We start from the raw sequence: 16,640 nt of genomic DNA, 5'->3' as shown, positions 1-16,640 counted from the left end.
CGGCGCTACAGCAGCGCTGCATGCCCCAGCTGTTCGGCCAGCGTAGATGTATCCGGCATGTTAGCAGCCAGTGTGTTTGGGATAATGACTTCCAGGCGGGAATCCTGGCGCCAGGCGCTGCTTTCGATATCCAGTGCCCCATCGGCACGGTTAAGTCGTTGCCAGCCACTGGAGGTATGAAAGACACCTTTAATACGCGCATCGCCAGGAAGCCCACCCAGATAATGCGCCAGACTATCCAGGTCAAAGCGCTCCTCAGGATGCCAGCGCAGCCCCAGACTTACGTAGCCAAGCGAGGTGCCGGTTTCCTCTTGTGGGGTACCTTTTGCCGGTGGGAGATCGAAAAAGCTGCCTTCAATGCTGGGAAGTGTGCTCAGGGCCTGGTGGGCTTTGGGCATGTTCAGATCACGGGCGTGGCTATGGCCGCTGGCCGTCAGGCGTTCAAGGGCCAGCTCGCCGTTAGTCACCGGCTCGATCCATTTGCGTGGTGGCCATAGCGTTTGGGCAAACTGCTGGGCCGCCTGCTGCTGCTCGGGTGTTGATTGATCAAGCATGGTTAGCGCAACAGCATCTGCAATGGCTAGCTGATCTTGAAACGTTTCATGGGTCCGTGCGCGCTCATCGTCAAGGCGGCGTGGGTCCAGCGTGGCAATAATATCACGGACCTCGACCACCTCATGAAAGGCCTCACCGCGTAAAAGATCGAGAAGGCCCGCCGGATGTCCCAAGCCTGAGGGTTCGATAATTACGCGGTCAGGCTTGCTTCGCGCAAGCAGGTTCACAAGCGCTGCCTGCAGCACAAACGCAAGCTGACAACACAGGCAGCCGCCGGGCAGGCCCTTGACCACGACATCGTCACGCTGATCGAACATGGCCTGGTCAATACCGATCTGACCAAACTCGTTGACCAGCACGGCCCATTTTTCATCCACCGGCTTCTGCTTGATCAGGCTATGAATAAGCGTGGTTTTACCGCTACCCAGAAAGCCGGTAATGATATGAACTGGCACTTTTGCCAAGGCTTGCACGCCTAACCCCCTGTCATGTTCATAAAACGTACTACCTGAATATCACCGTCAGTAGTGAAATGATGCCGCTCGGGCTTGAGCGGTAGCGCATTGACGATGGCTTGCTTGAGTCGCTGCATATCACTGGGGTAACGGCGCAGCACGGCACGCAGATCCACCGAGTGCTCGTTGCCCAGGCAGAGCAGCAAACGACCTTCTACGGTAACGCGCACGCGATTGCAGGTATCGCAAAAGTTGTGGCTATGGGGAGATATAAAGCCTACCCGGCTGTCACTATCAGCCATTTTAAAATAGCGTGATGGGCCTGGCGTGGTTTCCTTCGTGGCTGTTAGCGCGTAGCGCTTTTCGATCAACGCCTGCACGTCATCGCTTGAGTAAAATGTCTCAGCCCTGGAGTGGTCAGACACATCGCCAAGCGGCATCTCTTCGATAAAGCTGATATCCAGGCCTTCGTTACGCGCAAAATCGACCAGGTCCAGCACTTCATCGTCATTACGGCCTTTTAAAATGACCGCGTTAAGCTTGATACGTTTGAAACCGGCTTCCTGGGCTGCGTGAATACCATCAATTACCTTGGCCAGGTCTCCAGTCCGCGTAAGTTGCCTGAAACGTTCGGGATCAAGAGAATCCAGGCTGATATTGAGCCGGCGCAGTCCACCTTTGTAGAGCCTTTGAGCGTGCTTGCGAAGGTTTGCCCCATTGGTGGTCATGGTGAAATCATCAAGCCCTGGCAGCGCGCCAATCTCCTCGACCAGCTGTTCTATGCCGCGGCGCACCAGAGGCTCGCCACCGGTCAGGCGGATTTTTTCAACGCCCAGCTCGGTAAACGCGCGGGCAATCTGGCTGATCTCTTCAAGCGTGAGCACCTGCGCACGGGGAAGAAAGGTCATCTCTTCGCTCATGCAGTACACGCAGCGAAAATCACAGCGGTCGGTCACCGAGATGCGGACGTAGCTAACACGGCGACCAAAGTCATCTATCAGTTGCTCGGTCATTGCCATCTCAAAAGTGGTTGAATGCAGACTATCTCGCCAGCTTGTGCACCATTCTGATCCTCGGGTAGTTCGATCAGACAGTTAGCCGCGACCATCGAACTTAAAATGCCTGACCCCTGAGCACCGGTCGTACGTACGTGGAGTACACCCTGTGCATCGCTATGATAAATGCCGCGCAAAAAGTCGGTGCGCTGGTAGCGGCTCTTAAGTGCTTCATCAGCGACAGCGTATAGCCTGGGTGGCGGGGTAATCGCCAATGCCTGCAGGTGGCGTAATAACGGTACTACAAACTGGTAAAAGGTTACCATGACGGCCACCGGATTACCGGGCAAGCCCATAAAGGGAGTGCGCGTTTCGCCCAGCCAGCCGCAGGCCAAGGGGCGTCCTGGGCGTAACGCTACCCGCCAGAAAGCCAGCTGGCCCAACTGTTCAAGCGCCACACGGGTAAAGTCAGCCTGGCCTGCCGATACGCCGCCACTGGTCAATACCAGGTCACTCACTTGGGCGGCCTCTGAGAGCGCCGCTTCTATGGCCTGTGGATTATCCGGAAGAATGCCCAGGTCGATAAACTTCGCTCCCTGCTCGGTTAATAAGCCCATCAGGGTAAATCGATTGGCATCATAAATGCTGGCGCTTTCAAGGGGCTCGCCAGGGGCCGTGACTTCATCCCCCGTGGAGAACAGCGCGACGGTCGGTTGCTTGACGACCGAGATGCTGGCCACCCCTAGTGAGGCGAGCAGACCCAGGGCAGAGGCATCCAAACGTTTCCCCTTAGCCAGCGCCAGGCTGCCTGCGGCGATATCTTCCCCTGCCTTGCGCACATTCTGGCCACGCTTAACCCCCTCAGGTGTGTCGATTGAAAGATGCTGAGCATGCTCGGTGAGCTGCTCGCGCATGATGACCGTATCGGTACCTGGCGGTAGGGGGGCGCCGGTGGTGATGCGCACGCAGGCCCCAGGCGGTACGTGTGCATCAAAGGGACGTCCGGCGAGCGAGTTGCCGATAAGCGACCATTGGTGCTGAGGCGTATCAGGCCAGGCAAGCGCCACGCCATCCATCGCGGCATTGGTGTTTTGGGGGACATTAATTGGCGCTACAACGTTCTGGGCCAAGCGTCGGCCATGCGCTTGGCTTAAATCAATAACTTCACTGGCCAAGGGCCTTTCAATCAGCGCGGATAACGCCTGGCGAGCGTCTTCCACGCTTAGCATGTGTTCGCCAAGCTCAAAGCAGGAGAGCGTCACAGCGCCCCCTTGGGCGCCATGAGCTGCGCTTCCAGGCGGATCTTATCTTCTTGCGTATTCAGGTTGGTAAAGGCATCAGGGCAATCGGACATATCCACTTGGCAGGGTGAATGGCGTTCGTACCAGCGCTGGATTTTGCGCTCACCGCTTTTAAGTGCCGCATGAAGATCATCGGCAAGTGCCGTGCGTATCAAGGCTACGGTAGGATGAATGCGCTGACCATCGAAAGCCACTGCGATATCGGCGTTTTGGATGCCTGCCCACATCCTTGCAACCAAGTTGTCTGGGAGAAGTGGCGTATCACAAGGAACCACTAGCAGCCACGGTGTGTTCGCCGCTTGCAGCCCGCTATAAATACCCATTAAAGGACCCTGAAAGCCCGCTTCCACATCACTGATCACACGGCCAAACATGCTGTAGGCATCAAGATTACGATTAGCGCTAATCAACAGTTCAGCCACTTGCCCTTCCAGTTTGGCCGCCGTGTGGGCAAACAGGGGTAGTCCTGCAAAAGGCTCCAGGCCCTTATCGCGACCGCCCATGCGGCGGCCTTCACCGCCAGCAAGCACCATGCCGGTTAACGCTTGGGTCGTGATCATCGGCATGTCTCCTGTAACAATGGACGAGGATTAACAAGATTGGCCAATCAACCTCTCCACTTCTAAGTGTAGATCCCTTATCGCTATGATGGCGGCCAGGTACCTTACTTGTCTATGCGTTAGATCATTGATGATGGACGCCATGGCCGACATTAACCAGCCGATGCAACTGGCTACGCTATGTAGGTAGACGGCGCCGGCAGGCGGTGTCTTTTGGTATGCTGCACTACAGTCACTTTTAATGAAAGGAACGCTAATGTCAGATTTTAACGAGTTTGATCAGGCTACCCGCACTGAGCTTGAGGCTGCCGCCTTTCGGCGCTTGCTGAGCCACCTGGACGACAACAAGGACGTGCAGAATATCGATCTGATGATCCTGGCGGACTTTTGCCGTAACTGCCTGTCAAAGTGGATGGTAAGCGCGGCGGAAGAGCGCGGTAAGTCGCTGGATTATGAGGCCGCCCGAGAGTACGTTTACGGCATGCCCTACAGCGAGTGGAAAGAGCACTATCAGGGAAAAGCAACGCCTGAGCAGCTGGCCGCGCTGGAAGCTCGCCAAGCCAAGAAAAAAGCCAAAGGGTAATGACATGGAATCAATGGTGCCCTTGAACATCGCGGTACTCACTATTTCTGATACCCGGACGGAAGAGACGGACCGCAGTGGCCAAGCCCTCGTCGAGCGGCTGACCAAGGCGGGCCACGTACTGGCTGAAAAGCGTATCGTGCCCGACGATGTTTACCAGATTCGTGCGGTCGTGGCCGGGTGGATTGCCGATCCGGCCGTACAGGTCGTCATCACCACCGGCGGCACCGGCTTTACCGGGCGCGATTCTACGCCGGAAGCGATTTCGGTGCTGTTGGACAAGCGTATCGAAGGGTTTGGCGAGCACTTCCGCCGCCTGAGCGGCGATGAAATTGGCAGCTCTACCATTCAGAGCCGTTGCCTGGGCGGGCTTGCTAACGCCACGGTGGTGTTCTGCCTGCCCGGTTCGAAAGGGGCCTGCCGCACCGGTTGGGACGGTATCCTGGCCGAACAGCTGGATAGCCGACACAAGCCCTGCAACTTCGCCAATTTGGTCATCCCTGGCCGAGGTCAGCATGGCTGATCTACAACCCATTGAAACAGCGCTTGACGCGCTACTAGAGGGCGTCAAACCGCTAGAGAGCGAGCGAGCAACGCTGAATGAAGCTGCAGGGCGTGTGCTGGCCGAAGACGTGCTGGCGACATGCAATGTGCCGCCATTTGATAACAGCGCCATGGATGGCTATGCGCTTTGCGCCGCTGATGCCGGGAAGTGGTTGCCAGTGAGCCAGCGTATTGCCGCAGGCAACTCGGTCCAGCCGCTTGAAAGCGGTACCTGCGCGCGAATATTTACGGGTGGCGAGATTCCACCCGGAGCCGACTGCGTGGTGATGCAGGAGCGTGTCGATACTGATGGTGAGCGCGCGCTGATACCCGCTGATATTCCCGAAGGCGACAATGTCCGGCGCAAGGGGCGCGATGTCCGTCAGGGGGACCGGCTGCTGGTGGCCGGCGAGCGTTTGGAAGCTGCAGCGCTTGGCCATCTGGCGGGGCAGGGCATAACGCATGTCAGTGTGCGGCGTCGGCCACGTGTGGCGCTGCTTTCCACGGGCGACGAGATTGTTGAGCCGGGCACCCCGTTAAAACCGGGCCAGCTGTACAATTCCAACCGTCCGATGCTCAAGCGCCAGCTGGAGAATTTTGGCGCTGAGGTGGTTCGCGTCATCAGCGTGCCGGATGACTTCGCCCAGACGCTAGCACTGTTGACCCAGGCGGCCGCCGAAGCCGATGTGGTAGTGAGCACCGGCGGGGTAAGCGTTGGTGAAGAGGACCATGTCAAAGCGGCTTTGGAAGCAATTGGGCAACTGGATATGTGGAAGCTTGCGATTCGTCCGGGCAAACCTCTGGCGCTGGGCCGTCTGCCTCGCGCTGATGGCAGCCAGGCACGCTTTGTCGGTCTGCCGGGTAACCCCGTCTCGGGGTTTGTCGGCGCGTGGCTTTTTTTGCGCCCGCTGATGGGGGCCCTTTTGAGGTGTCCTACGCTTGCGGCACTACCCGCGCTTGCGGCAACGGCCGAGTTTGCAACCTCGACCGGGCCGCGCCAGCACTATATGCGCGTGGCACTTCGCTTTACCCCAACTGGTGTTACAGCCAGCGCCTTTGCCGACCAGAATTCCGGTGTGCTCTCATCGTGTATCAAGGCTGATGCGTTAGCGGTGATTCCCCCTTACCATGAGGTGGCCCAGGGCGACGTTATCAACTGTTTATGGCTAACATCATAAGCGCTGCCTGTTTTTTGTATTAACGCTGTATCCCAAATATATGTCAGTTTTTATACAAATATTTATAAAAAATGAATTTTAATATTTATTAATTGTTGGGAGGTTTCTAGAAATTGGTTCTTTTTTTCATAACTAATTGAAATTAAATTGAAATAATTATTATTGCTTGGCGGTAAGTGCCGATGTTTTTTTTGACAAAACTAGTACATAAACGTAACCTCAGCGTCAACGGAACTGACGATCTTTTGCTGAGGAAGCAGCATGTTATCTCTTACCCCCACTACGTTGTTAAATGTGCTACGTGATATCGCATCGCACCATTGTCCCGCCCATACCGATATGCTGCCCTCGGCAGGTACACCCGAGCGTAGCGGCCTTAGACAAGCTGTTCAGCATTTTTTCGGTTTAACCGACGGCGCACTTCTGACTGATGAGTCAATTACGTTGGAGGAGTGGGCCAATGCGTTGAGTGAGGCGGCCTGCATTCGCCACCTCAACGTGTTCGATACGGTCTCTTCAGGGGCTTTTAACCATCAGTTGCAGCGCTCGTATAGGCGCCGGGCCGAGACGCTGGCCCAAGAAGTTACGGCACTCAAGGCGCTATTTGACTCGCCGCTAATGACAAACCGTACGCTGGTAAGTTGGCTGCCGCTGCAAACCGTATCTGGGTTTATGCTAGGCGCGCTATTACCCCAGGAAGCAGGTTTTAAAACGCGTTCGCTGTTTGATCACGCCAATGCGCTTTGGGAGCTTAATGCGGGAGATATTGTGGTGACCAGCAGTGATCGCTGGGGCCAACTGACCGGGCGATTGCCATCGTTACCCGCCAATATTATCGCTGTCACGACTACCCCGCTGGATAAACGAACGTATCAAGCGTTGCTGGCTAACGGCGTTGCCCAGATCATCGAGCTTTATGGGCAGCCCAGTACTGGCATCCTGGCGATGCGAACCTCTCAAGAAACACCCTTTGAGCTATTAACGCACTGGCACCCTACCGAGAGCGACGATGTGCTGCTTCAGCTCACCGCCAATGGCGTACCTGAGGAGACGTCGCTTGGGGCGCCTCTTCATTGGGTAGGTGCACGTCACTTCACAACGGGCCATGAACCAGATGTCACTCATGGCATTTTCATGCAGCAGCTGTTTGAACGTCCGGGGCAGTTTGTCGCCGAAAATGCCGACGCAGCATAAATACTTGCCGCGTTTTCCTGACCGTTAAACAATGGCGTGAGGCACAAAGCAGGAGGAGTCCTTGGTGATCCGTCCTACGTCCTCGCGCACGCCTATACCGCATGCACGATCACCTACCACCCAGCTACCAATCAGGGCATGGTGCTGGCCAAACCGAGGCATGGGCTGATAGGCCTGATGAATCCAAGGGCTATCGGTATAGGGGCCGTCTACCGCCTCGTGCTGCCCATCCGGCGTTAACAGCTCGATATTACTGCCTTCGCGCGAAAAGAAGGGCTTGCGTACCCAGCCTGGAGTAAGCGGCGCGGGGTTGCGCTCTTCAAAGTAGGCCGGAAGCAGGTTGGGGTGGTCTTTAAAGTGCTCCCAGAGCAGCGGCAGAATACCCTTGTTGGACAAGATCGCCTTCCAAGGTGGCTCAAACCAGTGGGTACCAAGAATGGGGATCTTGTCGCCAAAGCCATCGTCGGCAAGCTCCTCCCACGGGTAGAGCTTAAACAGCGCTTTGATCGGCTGATTATCCAGGTCGACAAAATAGTCACTGTCCGCGCGACAACCGATATCTTCCATATAGATAAACGGCGCTTTCAAACCAGCCTGAACGGCGACATCCTGCAAATAGTGGACGGTTGCCCGCTCCTCCTGGTTATTCTTGATACAGGAGAAATAGAGCGCGGCGCCATCCAGGCGGTCGTCGATATGCGCCATTGCGTTGATCAGGCGCTCTTGAATGGAATTATATTGGTCGGCATGGCGCGGGATGATGCCTTGTTGAATTGCCTGCTCAAGCCATACCCACTGAAAGAAGCCCGCTTCGTAAAGCGAGGTAGGCGTATCGTAGTTCAGCTCAAGCAGCTTGGCATGACCCTGGCCTGAATAGGCAAAGTCCATGCGCCCGTAAAGGTGTGGCTGGCCGGACACCCACGAGTCATGAATGCTGTCCCACATGAATTCAGGAAGCGCGAGGCGTTGCATCAGCGCATTGGAGTGGCAGACCCGGTCAACAAGCTCCATGCACATTTCATGAAGCTCTTCGGTGGGCGCCTCGATATCCCGTTCAATCTGATCAAGCGTAAACTGATAGTAAGCGCTTTCCTTCCAGTAAGGCTCGCCTTCAATGGTATGAAAATGAAACCCTAGCTCGTGAGCCAGGGTTTTCCAGTTGGGGCGCTCGGCAACGTCGATTCTAAGCATGTGAATATCCAGGGCTGATCACGAACCCCAGCCACCGCGGGCAGATGAACGTGAACCGAAGCCGCGGCGCTGAGTGGCCGCCTGGCGGTTTTGCATCGCCGAGGTACGCATGCTCTGTTGACGCTGATTGATACGCTGGCTTGCCTGATTGGTGGCCGTGTTCCAGTTGCCCTGGTTCTGACGGTTGCGATACACCGGCTCCTGGTAGAGCCCACGCGAAGTGGCGCCGCCGCTTGAACGCGACATCATATTGCCCACCATATAGCCCATCATGGCGGGCATGAACCAGCTACCGCTACTGCTGCCGGTGGCGGCCTGGGCCTGTTCTTCATTGGGTGCCACGCAAGCGCCTTCACCATGTTCCGCTTCACAGGCTTCAAGTGTGCTGAACCGCGGGACTTCCTTGATGGATGCTTCGTAGGCCTCTTCGCACGCGCTCCGGGTATAGACATCCGCTGCCACGCACTCATCCACGCTCTGGTAGCTGCGCGGGCTGTCGAAGCTCACATCAGTGGTCTGCTCCGGCTGACCACAGGCGGTAAGACCGAAGGCACTAGCCCCCATCATCGCAAGCGACAGGCGAGCGCTGCGCTTGCGGCGGGGGAGGTGGGGTGTCTGATCGTGATTTGCCATTGATGAACTCCTTACCACGTCATGGAGGCTGCGTTAATCAGACCTACCGCAATGGACACGCTGCCGACCAGAATACCGTACGCCACATGACCCTCAGTAATGTGCAGTGACAGGCTTTCCCCCTGGTTTTTCAGCACCATTTTCAGCCCAAAGAAGGCTACTAGCTGTACGCCAAACGCGATGATGCCCCATAAGATAAAATCGATAAAACTCACCGAGTTAGCCATGGCGCTGTAAAGCGGCAGGGTGAAACCCAAGATCGAACCTGCATAGGCGGTGGCGGCCGCTGCGTTACCTTCACGAATCAGCGTCCATTCATGGTGGGGCGTAATCCTGCTATAGCAGTACATAAACGCAACGAGGAGTACCAGCGCGCCAATCAGATAACCCAAAAAGTGAGGGAGGCCATGTAAATACTGCATGTGTGGAGTCTTCCTTGGTTGAGAATAAACATTGTAGTTAATGTGGTAGTTAAAGCGCTGCCTAGAGCCTGTGAGTAAAACCGTGCCTGAAACGCTTGTTAAACAGTGTAGATGGCTGGCGCCGTTTAAATAGCATCAATGTCCACGGAGGTAACATCAACCCCCAGATTCTGGACTAGCATGAAACCGCCTTCGCCGTCGTTTTCTGCATTTAACAGCACGTATTCCATACGCTCAGTGCCACCAATAGCGCGCTCGTAGAGCATGGCGTGATGGATAACGCTGCGGGTCATGACGCTTTCTGTAGTCATTACCTGCTCTTCAAGCAAAACAGGCGGCGACCAGAGGCTCGCCTCATCACCCCATACGCGCTGATACTGGCATTCGCGCCCGCTCGCATCAGTGGCTTCAACGGTAATGGTCTGTGCCCCCAACTGGCCCGATTTCTTGTCGTCTGCGTTGATCAGTGCATCAAATTCCCCATCCGATAAATGGGTGACGCGATAAAAATCGAACAGCTTGTATTCAATCACGCGCTGGTTTTCGACATTGGCCTGCAGCCAGGTGTCGTTATCCAGATAAAAGCGCACCAGATGAGCACCCTGGCCCAGGTCAACATGCCCCACGGCCGCAATGTGATGAAACGTCTCACTATCCCAGCCAAAAAGCGTATCAGGAAAAGCACTTAACTCAGACAGCTGTATTTTGACACGCCCATCAAGTCGTAGACCTTCGAAATCTTCTTGTGACATCCCGTTGGGCAGTCCAGCGCTAAAGGCTGACGTGCTTTGTGCCTGGGCTTCTTCATTTGAGTTGCCAAACAGGCTTTTTAAGGTCTTGAACATCAGGTAACTCTCCCAAGGGCAGACTGAAACAGGCCGATAAGCTCTTCATTACTCAGCCGCTGGCTACCCATGTAGTAAAGAGTATCGCCTTTGGTCACGGCGAAATCAGAGGGTGGATTCAACAGCTGGTGTTCGTCACTTGCTGGCCGCCAAACGCCCAGTAACGTTACGTTATAGTGATCTTTGGCCAGCATCAGCAGGTCGCCATAACGCACGCTTTCATCGTTTGGTAGGGCATCAGGCAAGCAGGCCTGAAACTGGGTAGCGCCCTGGCCAATCGCTAGCAACTCGTTGACTACGCGGCTGATTCCGGCATCGGTTGCCGAGCGCACCAGCATTTCGATGGAAAGCCCCTGGGTGCACTCAATACCTGGCAGCGTGCGGCGCAGCATACTGGCGGTAGAAGGGTTATCGCAGTGCGCGACCATGTGGCAAGTCGGGGATTTTTGGTCATATACCGACAGCGCGATGGTTGCTACGCGCTCATCCACCTTATCGTAGATAATGATACGGCTGGCGCCCTTGATACCCGCGCGGGTTAGCAGTTCAGCATCCGAGAAGCTCTCACCTTTGACGAACTTGATACTGCCGGGCAAGGGATTGTCGATATCAGCCGCTACGCACAGCACAATATCGTCCGGCAGATTAGGGTCTGCCTGAAGAATACGAATGATATTGGCCGTAGGTTCTCCATGCCAACCAATAACGAGCGTATGGCCGGTAAGACCGTCGTAGTTCGCATTTCCCTGCACCAGCGTTCTCCATGTTGAACTGATATTGGCTGTTGCCTTGCCGATAAACGCCGCAAACAAGATGATGCCGCCCGGGATTACCCAAAGTGTGGCGACCCACTGGCCAAGCGGCGTTTGAGGGCTAAAGTCACCATAGCCCACCGTGGTGGTCGTGGTGACATAAAAATACATCCACAACCTGAAGGAGCTAGCCACCGTTTCATCGGCAGAGGACATGATCGCCCAGGAGAGCGCCGAATGCCCGATCACCATCAAGAACAGAAAGGTCCAGCTAACGTTGATGGTAGAGGCCTGAAGCGCCTTCAAAAGACGCAAGAAAATAGGCACTGCTCGCTCCTTGAGAACAGGCCCGCCGGGCGGCGGGCACTATTTTATTTAAGCTTGCGGGGTGTTCTTCTTGGCTTTCAGGCGGGCCAGCACATCTTCAGCCTTGCGGTCGTTTGCGCCAATACCGGCCGCTTTCAAACGTGCATCCAAGGAAGAACCGGACTCTTCGGCTGCCATTTGCTCTGCAGCCTGCATTTGAGCGGAGTTGAGCTGCTGGCGCTCACGAATGCGCTCAAGAGACTCCATGGCACTGCCCATGGCACTATTTTGCCCGGAATGGCGTGCTGCCACGGCAGACTGGGCCTTTTGAGCAGATTCCGTCGCCTTCACCACGCTTACCTGCTGCTTGAGCTGGCGCAGCTGGTTTTCGGTGTTGCGAATGGCGCCACGCAGGTTTTCAATGCTGGCATCGTATTCGCTGACAATATTACGCTCGGCGTCAAGTTCGTCCTGCATGGCAACCATGCGCTCAGCGACTTCCACGGCGAGGGCTTCTTCGCCTTTATCCAGCGCGGCTTCAGCGCTTTTCTCAAGCTCGCTGATCTTGCCTTCCAGGGTATCGGCTTTATTGCTGTTAAGCTGGCGCTGGCCCATCAAGCGCGCCAGTTCTGTCTTGGACTGTTTAAGGTGATGCTCGGAATCACGAATTTCCTGATCCAGAATACGCAGTGCCTGTGAATCAACGACCGCTTGGCCGGTTTCATTGGCTTTACCGCGTAACGCGGTCATGATTTTGCTTAGCATAAGTGTTGCTCCTGAGAAGCGTATTAAGAAAAGTGTTCTTGAATTAGACCTGCCACTTCCATCGCGGCGCTTGCCGTTGCATGCAGTTCGGCACAGATGGAGGCTAATTTTGAATCACCAAACAGCTGCCCGTAAGCAACGTAAAAATCGCGCTCATCAATCGTCACAATACCCACTGAGGCCAAGGGGAGCGCCAGCCCCTGGCGCAGCAGAACCTCGTTGAGTTCCGTCGGGTTAGAAACGCTCTCGACGGCGGTAATGGCGGTCATGGCAATCCACTCGTTGTCGCTACGGGATAGCGTCAGGGTTAAATTGCCGTAATCGTGAAGCTCCCAGATAAGCGTCTGGTTAGCTTCGTCCAGGCTGACATTGGCGTCTGGCCACTCAAGGCCGTCGGTATCCTGTTGCGACGGGGCATCGGTAATAATGCGGTAAAGTTCGGACGCAGACAGGGCGCGCGTTTCATGTGGAGTAGTCAAAGCAGCAAGCTCCTTATGCAAAGTGAAGTTTAGTTTAGCACTGACGCTAAATAACCTTCTAGCGAAGTACGACTCATTGCCATTTAAAACAGTGGGCTACGCTTAATAAAAGATAACGAGAAATACCCTACGCTCGGTAATGGTTTTAATAACCCAGGAGATACACTACCACGACGTACCGCCTTAACGCGCTTTGCTGATACATGCTGTCTCAACGCGTATAGTCATCACGCAGAGCGGGCCAGCGTAAGCCATACTAGCGACAGCGCCCTTCACAATGTGACGTTAATTGCAGGGTATGCCCGGCCATAAGACCCGTTGGGCGAGCATGAGTTCGATATCAGGGAAGCAGGATCAACGGAGTGAGCCTTCATGAAAAACACTAAAGCACCGCATTCAGCCCCGATATGGCAACAAGACCTTACCTGCTTTCGCGACTCGCTTGCCCACCAGCCGATGCCGGGATGTGGCAGTGCTTCAAGTGTGGTCGCAAGCATGGGGTTGGCGTTGATACTCAAAGGTCTACATTTAAGCCAGCAGCATGAGGCGAGTGAGGCGCGGGCTTTATTGATCACGGAGGGCGAAAGCCTAAAGCACCAGTTGGCCCCGCTGGCGGATAAAGACGTTGCGGCATTTGAAGAGCTGATGGCCGCGTTACAAATGCCCCAGCATAATGATAAACAGAAAGCGGCCCGGCGCACCGCGGTTCAAGCCGCGGCCACCACGGCGGTGGACGTGCCGCTACAAACGGCACGGCTTTGCCAGGCAGCGTTAAACCTGGGTGAGCGTGCCGGGTCCTATAGTGAAAACCAGTTTAACAGCGATACCCAGGCCGGAGGTGAGCTGCTCGCTGCGGCGCTGCGTAGCGTGCTGCTCAACGTGGTTGCCAATATTGATTCACTCGGCAGCGAAGCAGAAAAACGCCGCGCTCAAGAGGCTCACGATGAGCTCAAACAGCAGGCGGCGGTGTTAGTGGCTCGAATATCACAGTAGGTGGGGCGAGTTTAAGCTGAACGATATGTGTCAGCAAAGCGCTTACGCAATTCGTTTTTCTGTACCTTGCCCATGGTGTTGCGAGGAAGCTCCTCGACAAAAAATACCTGCTTGGGCTGTTTATACTTGGCTAAGCGCTGCTGCAAGTGGCCGATAATAGCCGCTTCATCTACATGACAGCCCTGCTTTAGAACAACGACAGCGGTCACGCCTTCGCCAAGGTCCGGGTGAGGCAGGCCAACCACTGCAGACTCTTCAACCTGTTCAAGCTCGTCGATAATTTGCTCCACTTCTTTGGGATAGACGTTATACCCTCCGGAAATCACCAGATCCTTATCACGCCCCACGATGTGCACGTAGCCTTGGGCGTCGCGCATCGCTAAATCGCCGGTGATGAAAAAACCGTCTTCGAGTAACTCTTCACGGGTTTTCTCGGGCATCCGCCAATAGCCGATAAATACGTTAGGTCCACGAACCTGAAGAATGCCGATGTCACCCTCGGCGACTTCGTGGCCTGACTCACGATCCGTAATACGGATATCCACACCGGGCAGCGGCATACCCACCGTGCCTGCACGACGCTCCCCTTGATAGGGATTGGAGATATTCATATTGGTTTCAGTCATGCCGTAGCGCTCAAGAATCGCATGGCCGGTCTTGGCTTCAAACGCTTCGTGGGTTTCAGACGTCAATGGAGCCGAACCCGAGATGAACAGACGCATATGGGCCGTCACCTCCGGCGTCAAACGCTCATCCTGAACCAGCCGGGTATAGAACGTGGGCACACCCATCAGCACGCTGCCCTTGGGCAGCTCCGAGAAGATCACATCAACATCAAACTTGGGCAGAAACAGCATGCTTGCACCTGCCATCAAGATCACATTGCAGGCAACAAATAGCCCATGGGTGTGAAAAATAGGCAGTGCGTGAATCAAGCGATCATTGGCGCTGAAGTGCCACGCCTTCACCAGCGTTTCGGCATTGGAGGCTAGATTGCGGTGGGTCAGCATGGCGCCTTTAGAGCGTCCGGTAGTGCCGGAGGTATATAAAATAGCCGCCAGATCGTTTTCACCTAAAGTGGCGATCCCCTCGCAAGGTATCGCTCGGCGGGATTTTTCCATCAGGCTACCGTCATCGGCAGTGCCGAGCGTCGCCACTGCCGGGCAGCCGGTTTCAGCGGCAAGTGCTTGCGCCTCATCTTCTAGCCTGGGTTGGCAAACAAACAGCGCGGGCTCGGCGTCTTTTAAAAAGTAGCGGATTTCATCGCCGGTATAGCCGGTGTTCAATGGCAGATAGACGCCGCCAATGCGTAAGCAGGCCAGATAAAGCAGGATAGCCTCAGGGCTTTTATTTACCTGTACGGCGACGCGTGCGCCCTGGGTCACCCCCAGCTCGGTAAGAGCGCCGGCCAGTTCAGCGCTGATACGTAATGCATCCTGATATGTGTAATAGCGGCCCTCACGGGTAATGATAAAATTGGCGTCAGCGCGTTCGCGCATCTTGGCGGCAAAGGTTTCAAACAGGTTGTGGTTCATTTAGCGGTCTCTCCCTTGGCCAGCTTGCGGGCGCGACGAGCAAGGTCGCGCACTTCATTTGAGCAGGCAACGGTGCCCTTGGCGGTATAGTTCTCGTGATTGCGTTCGATGTCATCGAGTACATACAGATAGTTGACCATCAGTCCTGCCGCTTGCTTAACGCCTTTCGACGAGATATCGCCCAGCCAGTTAATGCGATGCAGCTCAGCACCGTTGCCCAGGTGAAAGCGGGCGACGGGGTTGAGAGGCAAGCCTTTAGTATTTTTGGCTTCGACCAGATAGCGGGCGGCCAGAGGGCGAATAATCGTCTTCAAACGCTCTTCGCGTACCGCATCGTGATGCCAGTCAGGCGTTTCAAGTTCACCAAGCGTATTACGCAGGGCCTCGGGCCACTGCTCATCCTCGCGCTGCTCGGTGAGCCACTGGGCAAACCCAGGTACCGGCGACAACGTTACGAAGTATTTGAGCTGAGGGAGTTCCTGTGAAAGCTCCTGCACCACCTGCTTGATCAGAAAGTTACCAAATGAAATGCCGCGCAGGCCGGTTTGGCAGTTGCTGATCCCAAAGAAGGCAGCTGTATCGTCATCTTCGGGATCATCACCATTTTCTTCGCCCACTAAAATAGGCTGAATACGGCTCGGGAGTCCTTTATGCAGGGCCACTTCGACAAAGATCAACGGCTCATCGCCAATCGCCGGGTGAAAGAACGCAAAGCAGCGCCGGTCGCGGGCATCAAGCCGTCGGCGCAGATCGTTCCAGTCCTGAATTTCATGCACCGCTTCATAGCGGATGATCTTCTCAAGCACGGAGGCCGGAGTGTTCCAGTCAATCCGTTTAAGCATTAAAAAGCCGCGGTTAAACCAGGAGCTGAAAAGGTGCGCAAAGTCGTCGTCAATAGGCCCTAGTTCAGGCTGCTCACGGAGTAATTCCAACAGATCCTCACGCATCTTGACCAGCTCATAGGTGCCATCGCGGGCCAGGTTCAAACGCCGAAAAAGCTCTTGGCGGCGCGGCTCGCAGGCATCAAACAGGATTTGTAACGTGTAGTTGTCGCGGGCTTCAGAGTAGGCCGCGTAGGCTTCATCAATTTGCGTGGCGTCGGCGGCAAAGTCGCTGGCCAGGCGCGCAAAAAAGTTGGCCTTTTCAGCGGATGATAAGCGCTGGTAGATAGCTAATGCCCGGCTTGCCAGGGCAATGCTAGAGGCTTCCCCGTCGCTTGCCAAAAGTGCCTGACAGGCGCTCACCAGATGACCATGGTCCGGGGTAAGCGCCTCTGGGTTTCGGCGCCTTAATAACGCATCACGCTGGGTGATATTGTTAAAAAGTTCCTGCAAAAACATCATGTTCATGGTCTC

General features: G+C 55.4%; 18 protein-coding genes. 5 read left to right on the top strand and 13 right to left on the bottom strand.

Annotated elements, in window-relative coordinates:
• Window positions 1-5: 5 nt before the first annotated feature.
• Genes ELY38_RS06115 through mobA form a run of 4 tightly spaced genes read right to left on the bottom strand, consistent with a single transcriptional unit; the run spans window position 6 to window position 3,866 of the window.
• Window positions 6-1,028, bottom strand: a complete 1,023-nt coding sequence (locus ELY38_RS06115) for a CobW family GTP-binding protein (RefSeq protein ID WP_127060621.1) — start codon at window positions 1,026-1,028, stop codon at window positions 6-8.
• A 2-nt stretch (window positions 1,029-1,030) separates the two neighbouring features.
• Complete coding sequence (gene moaA, locus ELY38_RS06110) at window positions 1,031-2,023, bottom strand: GTP 3',8-cyclase MoaA (RefSeq protein ID WP_127060620.1); 993 nt, start codon at window positions 2,021-2,023, stop codon at window positions 1,031-1,033.
• Window positions 2,020-3,267: a molybdopterin molybdotransferase MoeA gene (gene moeA, locus ELY38_RS06105; RefSeq protein WP_127060619.1), complete on the bottom strand. Its 1,248-nt coding sequence runs from the start codon at window positions 3,265-3,267 to the stop codon at window positions 2,020-2,022. Before moeA ends, moaA begins: the two co-directional genes overlap by 4 nt.
• Window positions 3,264-3,866: a molybdenum cofactor guanylyltransferase MobA gene (mobA, locus tag ELY38_RS06100; protein ID WP_127060618.1), complete on the bottom strand. Its 603-nt coding sequence runs from the start codon at window positions 3,864-3,866 to the stop codon at window positions 3,264-3,266. The genes moeA and mobA overlap by 4 nt, the downstream gene beginning before the upstream one ends.
• A 256-nt stretch (window positions 3,867-4,122) precedes the next feature.
• Here mobA and ELY38_RS06095 point away from each other — a divergent pair, with 256 nt between their 5' ends.
• From ELY38_RS06095 to ELY38_RS06080, 4 genes are all read left to right on the top strand, one after another.
• A complete protein-coding gene (locus ELY38_RS06095; RefSeq protein ID WP_127060617.1) occupies window positions 4,123-4,449 on the top strand; it encodes a DUF1244 domain-containing protein in 327 nt (108 codons plus the stop codon).
• Window positions 4,450-4,453: 4 nt separating this feature from the next.
• Complete coding sequence (moaB, locus tag ELY38_RS06090) at window positions 4,454-4,972, top strand: molybdenum cofactor biosynthesis protein B (RefSeq protein WP_127060616.1); 519 nt, start codon at window positions 4,454-4,456, stop codon at window positions 4,970-4,972.
• Complete coding sequence (locus ELY38_RS06085; RefSeq protein ID WP_127060615.1) at window positions 4,965-6,170, top strand: molybdopterin molybdotransferase MoeA; 1,206 nt, start codon at window positions 4,965-4,967, stop codon at window positions 6,168-6,170. The genes moaB and ELY38_RS06085 overlap by 8 nt, the downstream gene beginning before the upstream one ends.
• 261 nt (window positions 6,171-6,431) lie before the next feature.
• On the top strand, window positions 6,432-7,364 hold the full coding sequence (locus ELY38_RS06080; protein ID WP_127060614.1) for a hypothetical protein: 933 nt from the start codon (window positions 6,432-6,434) through the stop codon (window positions 7,362-7,364).
• Window positions 7,365-7,388: 24 nt separating this feature from the next.
• Here ELY38_RS06080 and ELY38_RS06075 read toward each other — a convergent pair whose 3' ends face one another.
• From ELY38_RS06075 to ELY38_RS06045, 7 genes are all read right to left on the bottom strand, one after another.
• Window positions 7,389-8,555: a glutathionylspermidine synthase family protein gene (locus ELY38_RS06075; protein WP_127060613.1), complete on the bottom strand. Its 1,167-nt coding sequence runs from the start codon at window positions 8,553-8,555 to the stop codon at window positions 7,389-7,391.
• 18 nt (window positions 8,556-8,573) lie between these two features.
• Window positions 8,574-9,188 (bottom strand): DUF1190 domain-containing protein, encoded by a 615-nt coding sequence (locus ELY38_RS06070; protein WP_127060612.1) that lies wholly within the window; start codon window positions 9,186-9,188, stop codon window positions 8,574-8,576.
• Window positions 9,189-9,199: 11 nt separating this feature from the next.
• Window positions 9,200-9,610 (bottom strand): DUF350 domain-containing protein, encoded by a 411-nt coding sequence (locus ELY38_RS06065; RefSeq protein WP_127060611.1) that lies wholly within the window; start codon window positions 9,608-9,610, stop codon window positions 9,200-9,202.
• Window positions 9,611-9,735: 125 nt separating this feature from the next.
• Window positions 9,736-10,455, bottom strand: a complete 720-nt coding sequence (locus ELY38_RS06060; protein ID WP_127060610.1) for a DUF2491 family protein — start codon at window positions 10,453-10,455, stop codon at window positions 9,736-9,738.
• The gene (locus tag ELY38_RS06055; RefSeq protein ID WP_127060609.1) at window positions 10,455-11,534 is read right to left on the bottom strand and encodes an ion channel; all 1,080 of its coding nucleotides are present in this window, start codon (window positions 11,532-11,534) and stop codon (window positions 10,455-10,457) included. The genes ELY38_RS06060 and ELY38_RS06055 overlap by 1 nt, the downstream gene beginning before the upstream one ends.
• Window positions 11,535-11,582: 48 nt before the next feature.
• On the bottom strand, window positions 11,583-12,278 hold the full coding sequence (locus ELY38_RS06050; protein ID WP_127060608.1) for a PspA/IM30 family protein: 696 nt from the start codon (window positions 12,276-12,278) through the stop codon (window positions 11,583-11,585).
• 23 nt (window positions 12,279-12,301) lie between these two features.
• Window positions 12,302-12,757 (bottom strand): DUF2170 family protein, encoded by a 456-nt coding sequence (locus ELY38_RS06045; protein ID WP_127060607.1) that lies wholly within the window; start codon window positions 12,755-12,757, stop codon window positions 12,302-12,304.
• Window positions 12,758-13,129: 372 nt separating this feature from the next.
• Between ELY38_RS06045 and ELY38_RS06040 the strand changes: the two genes are divergently transcribed.
• Window positions 13,130-13,750, top strand: coding sequence for a cyclodeaminase/cyclohydrolase family protein (locus ELY38_RS06040; RefSeq protein WP_127060606.1), 621 nt, complete (start codon window positions 13,130-13,132; stop codon window positions 13,748-13,750).
• An 11-nt stretch (window positions 13,751-13,761) separates the two neighbouring features.
• Here the strand turns inward: ELY38_RS06040 and ELY38_RS06035 are convergent, their stop codons facing one another.
• Entirely contained in the window at window positions 13,762-15,285 is a 1,524-nt protein-coding gene (locus tag ELY38_RS06035; RefSeq protein ID WP_127060605.1) for a malonate--CoA ligase, read from the bottom strand.
• Entirely contained in the window at window positions 15,282-16,634 is a 1,353-nt protein-coding gene (locus ELY38_RS06030) for a malonyl-CoA decarboxylase (RefSeq protein ID WP_127060604.1), read from the bottom strand. The genes ELY38_RS06035 and ELY38_RS06030 overlap by 4 nt, the downstream gene beginning before the upstream one ends.
• Window positions 16,635-16,640: the final 6 nt, after the last annotated feature.

The organism is Vreelandella nanhaiensis (genome assembly GCF_003990185.1).
GTDB lineage: Bacteria > Pseudomonadota > Gammaproteobacteria > Pseudomonadales > Halomonadaceae > Vreelandella > Vreelandella nanhaiensis.
This window is presented reverse-complemented; position numbering and strand designations above follow the sequence as displayed.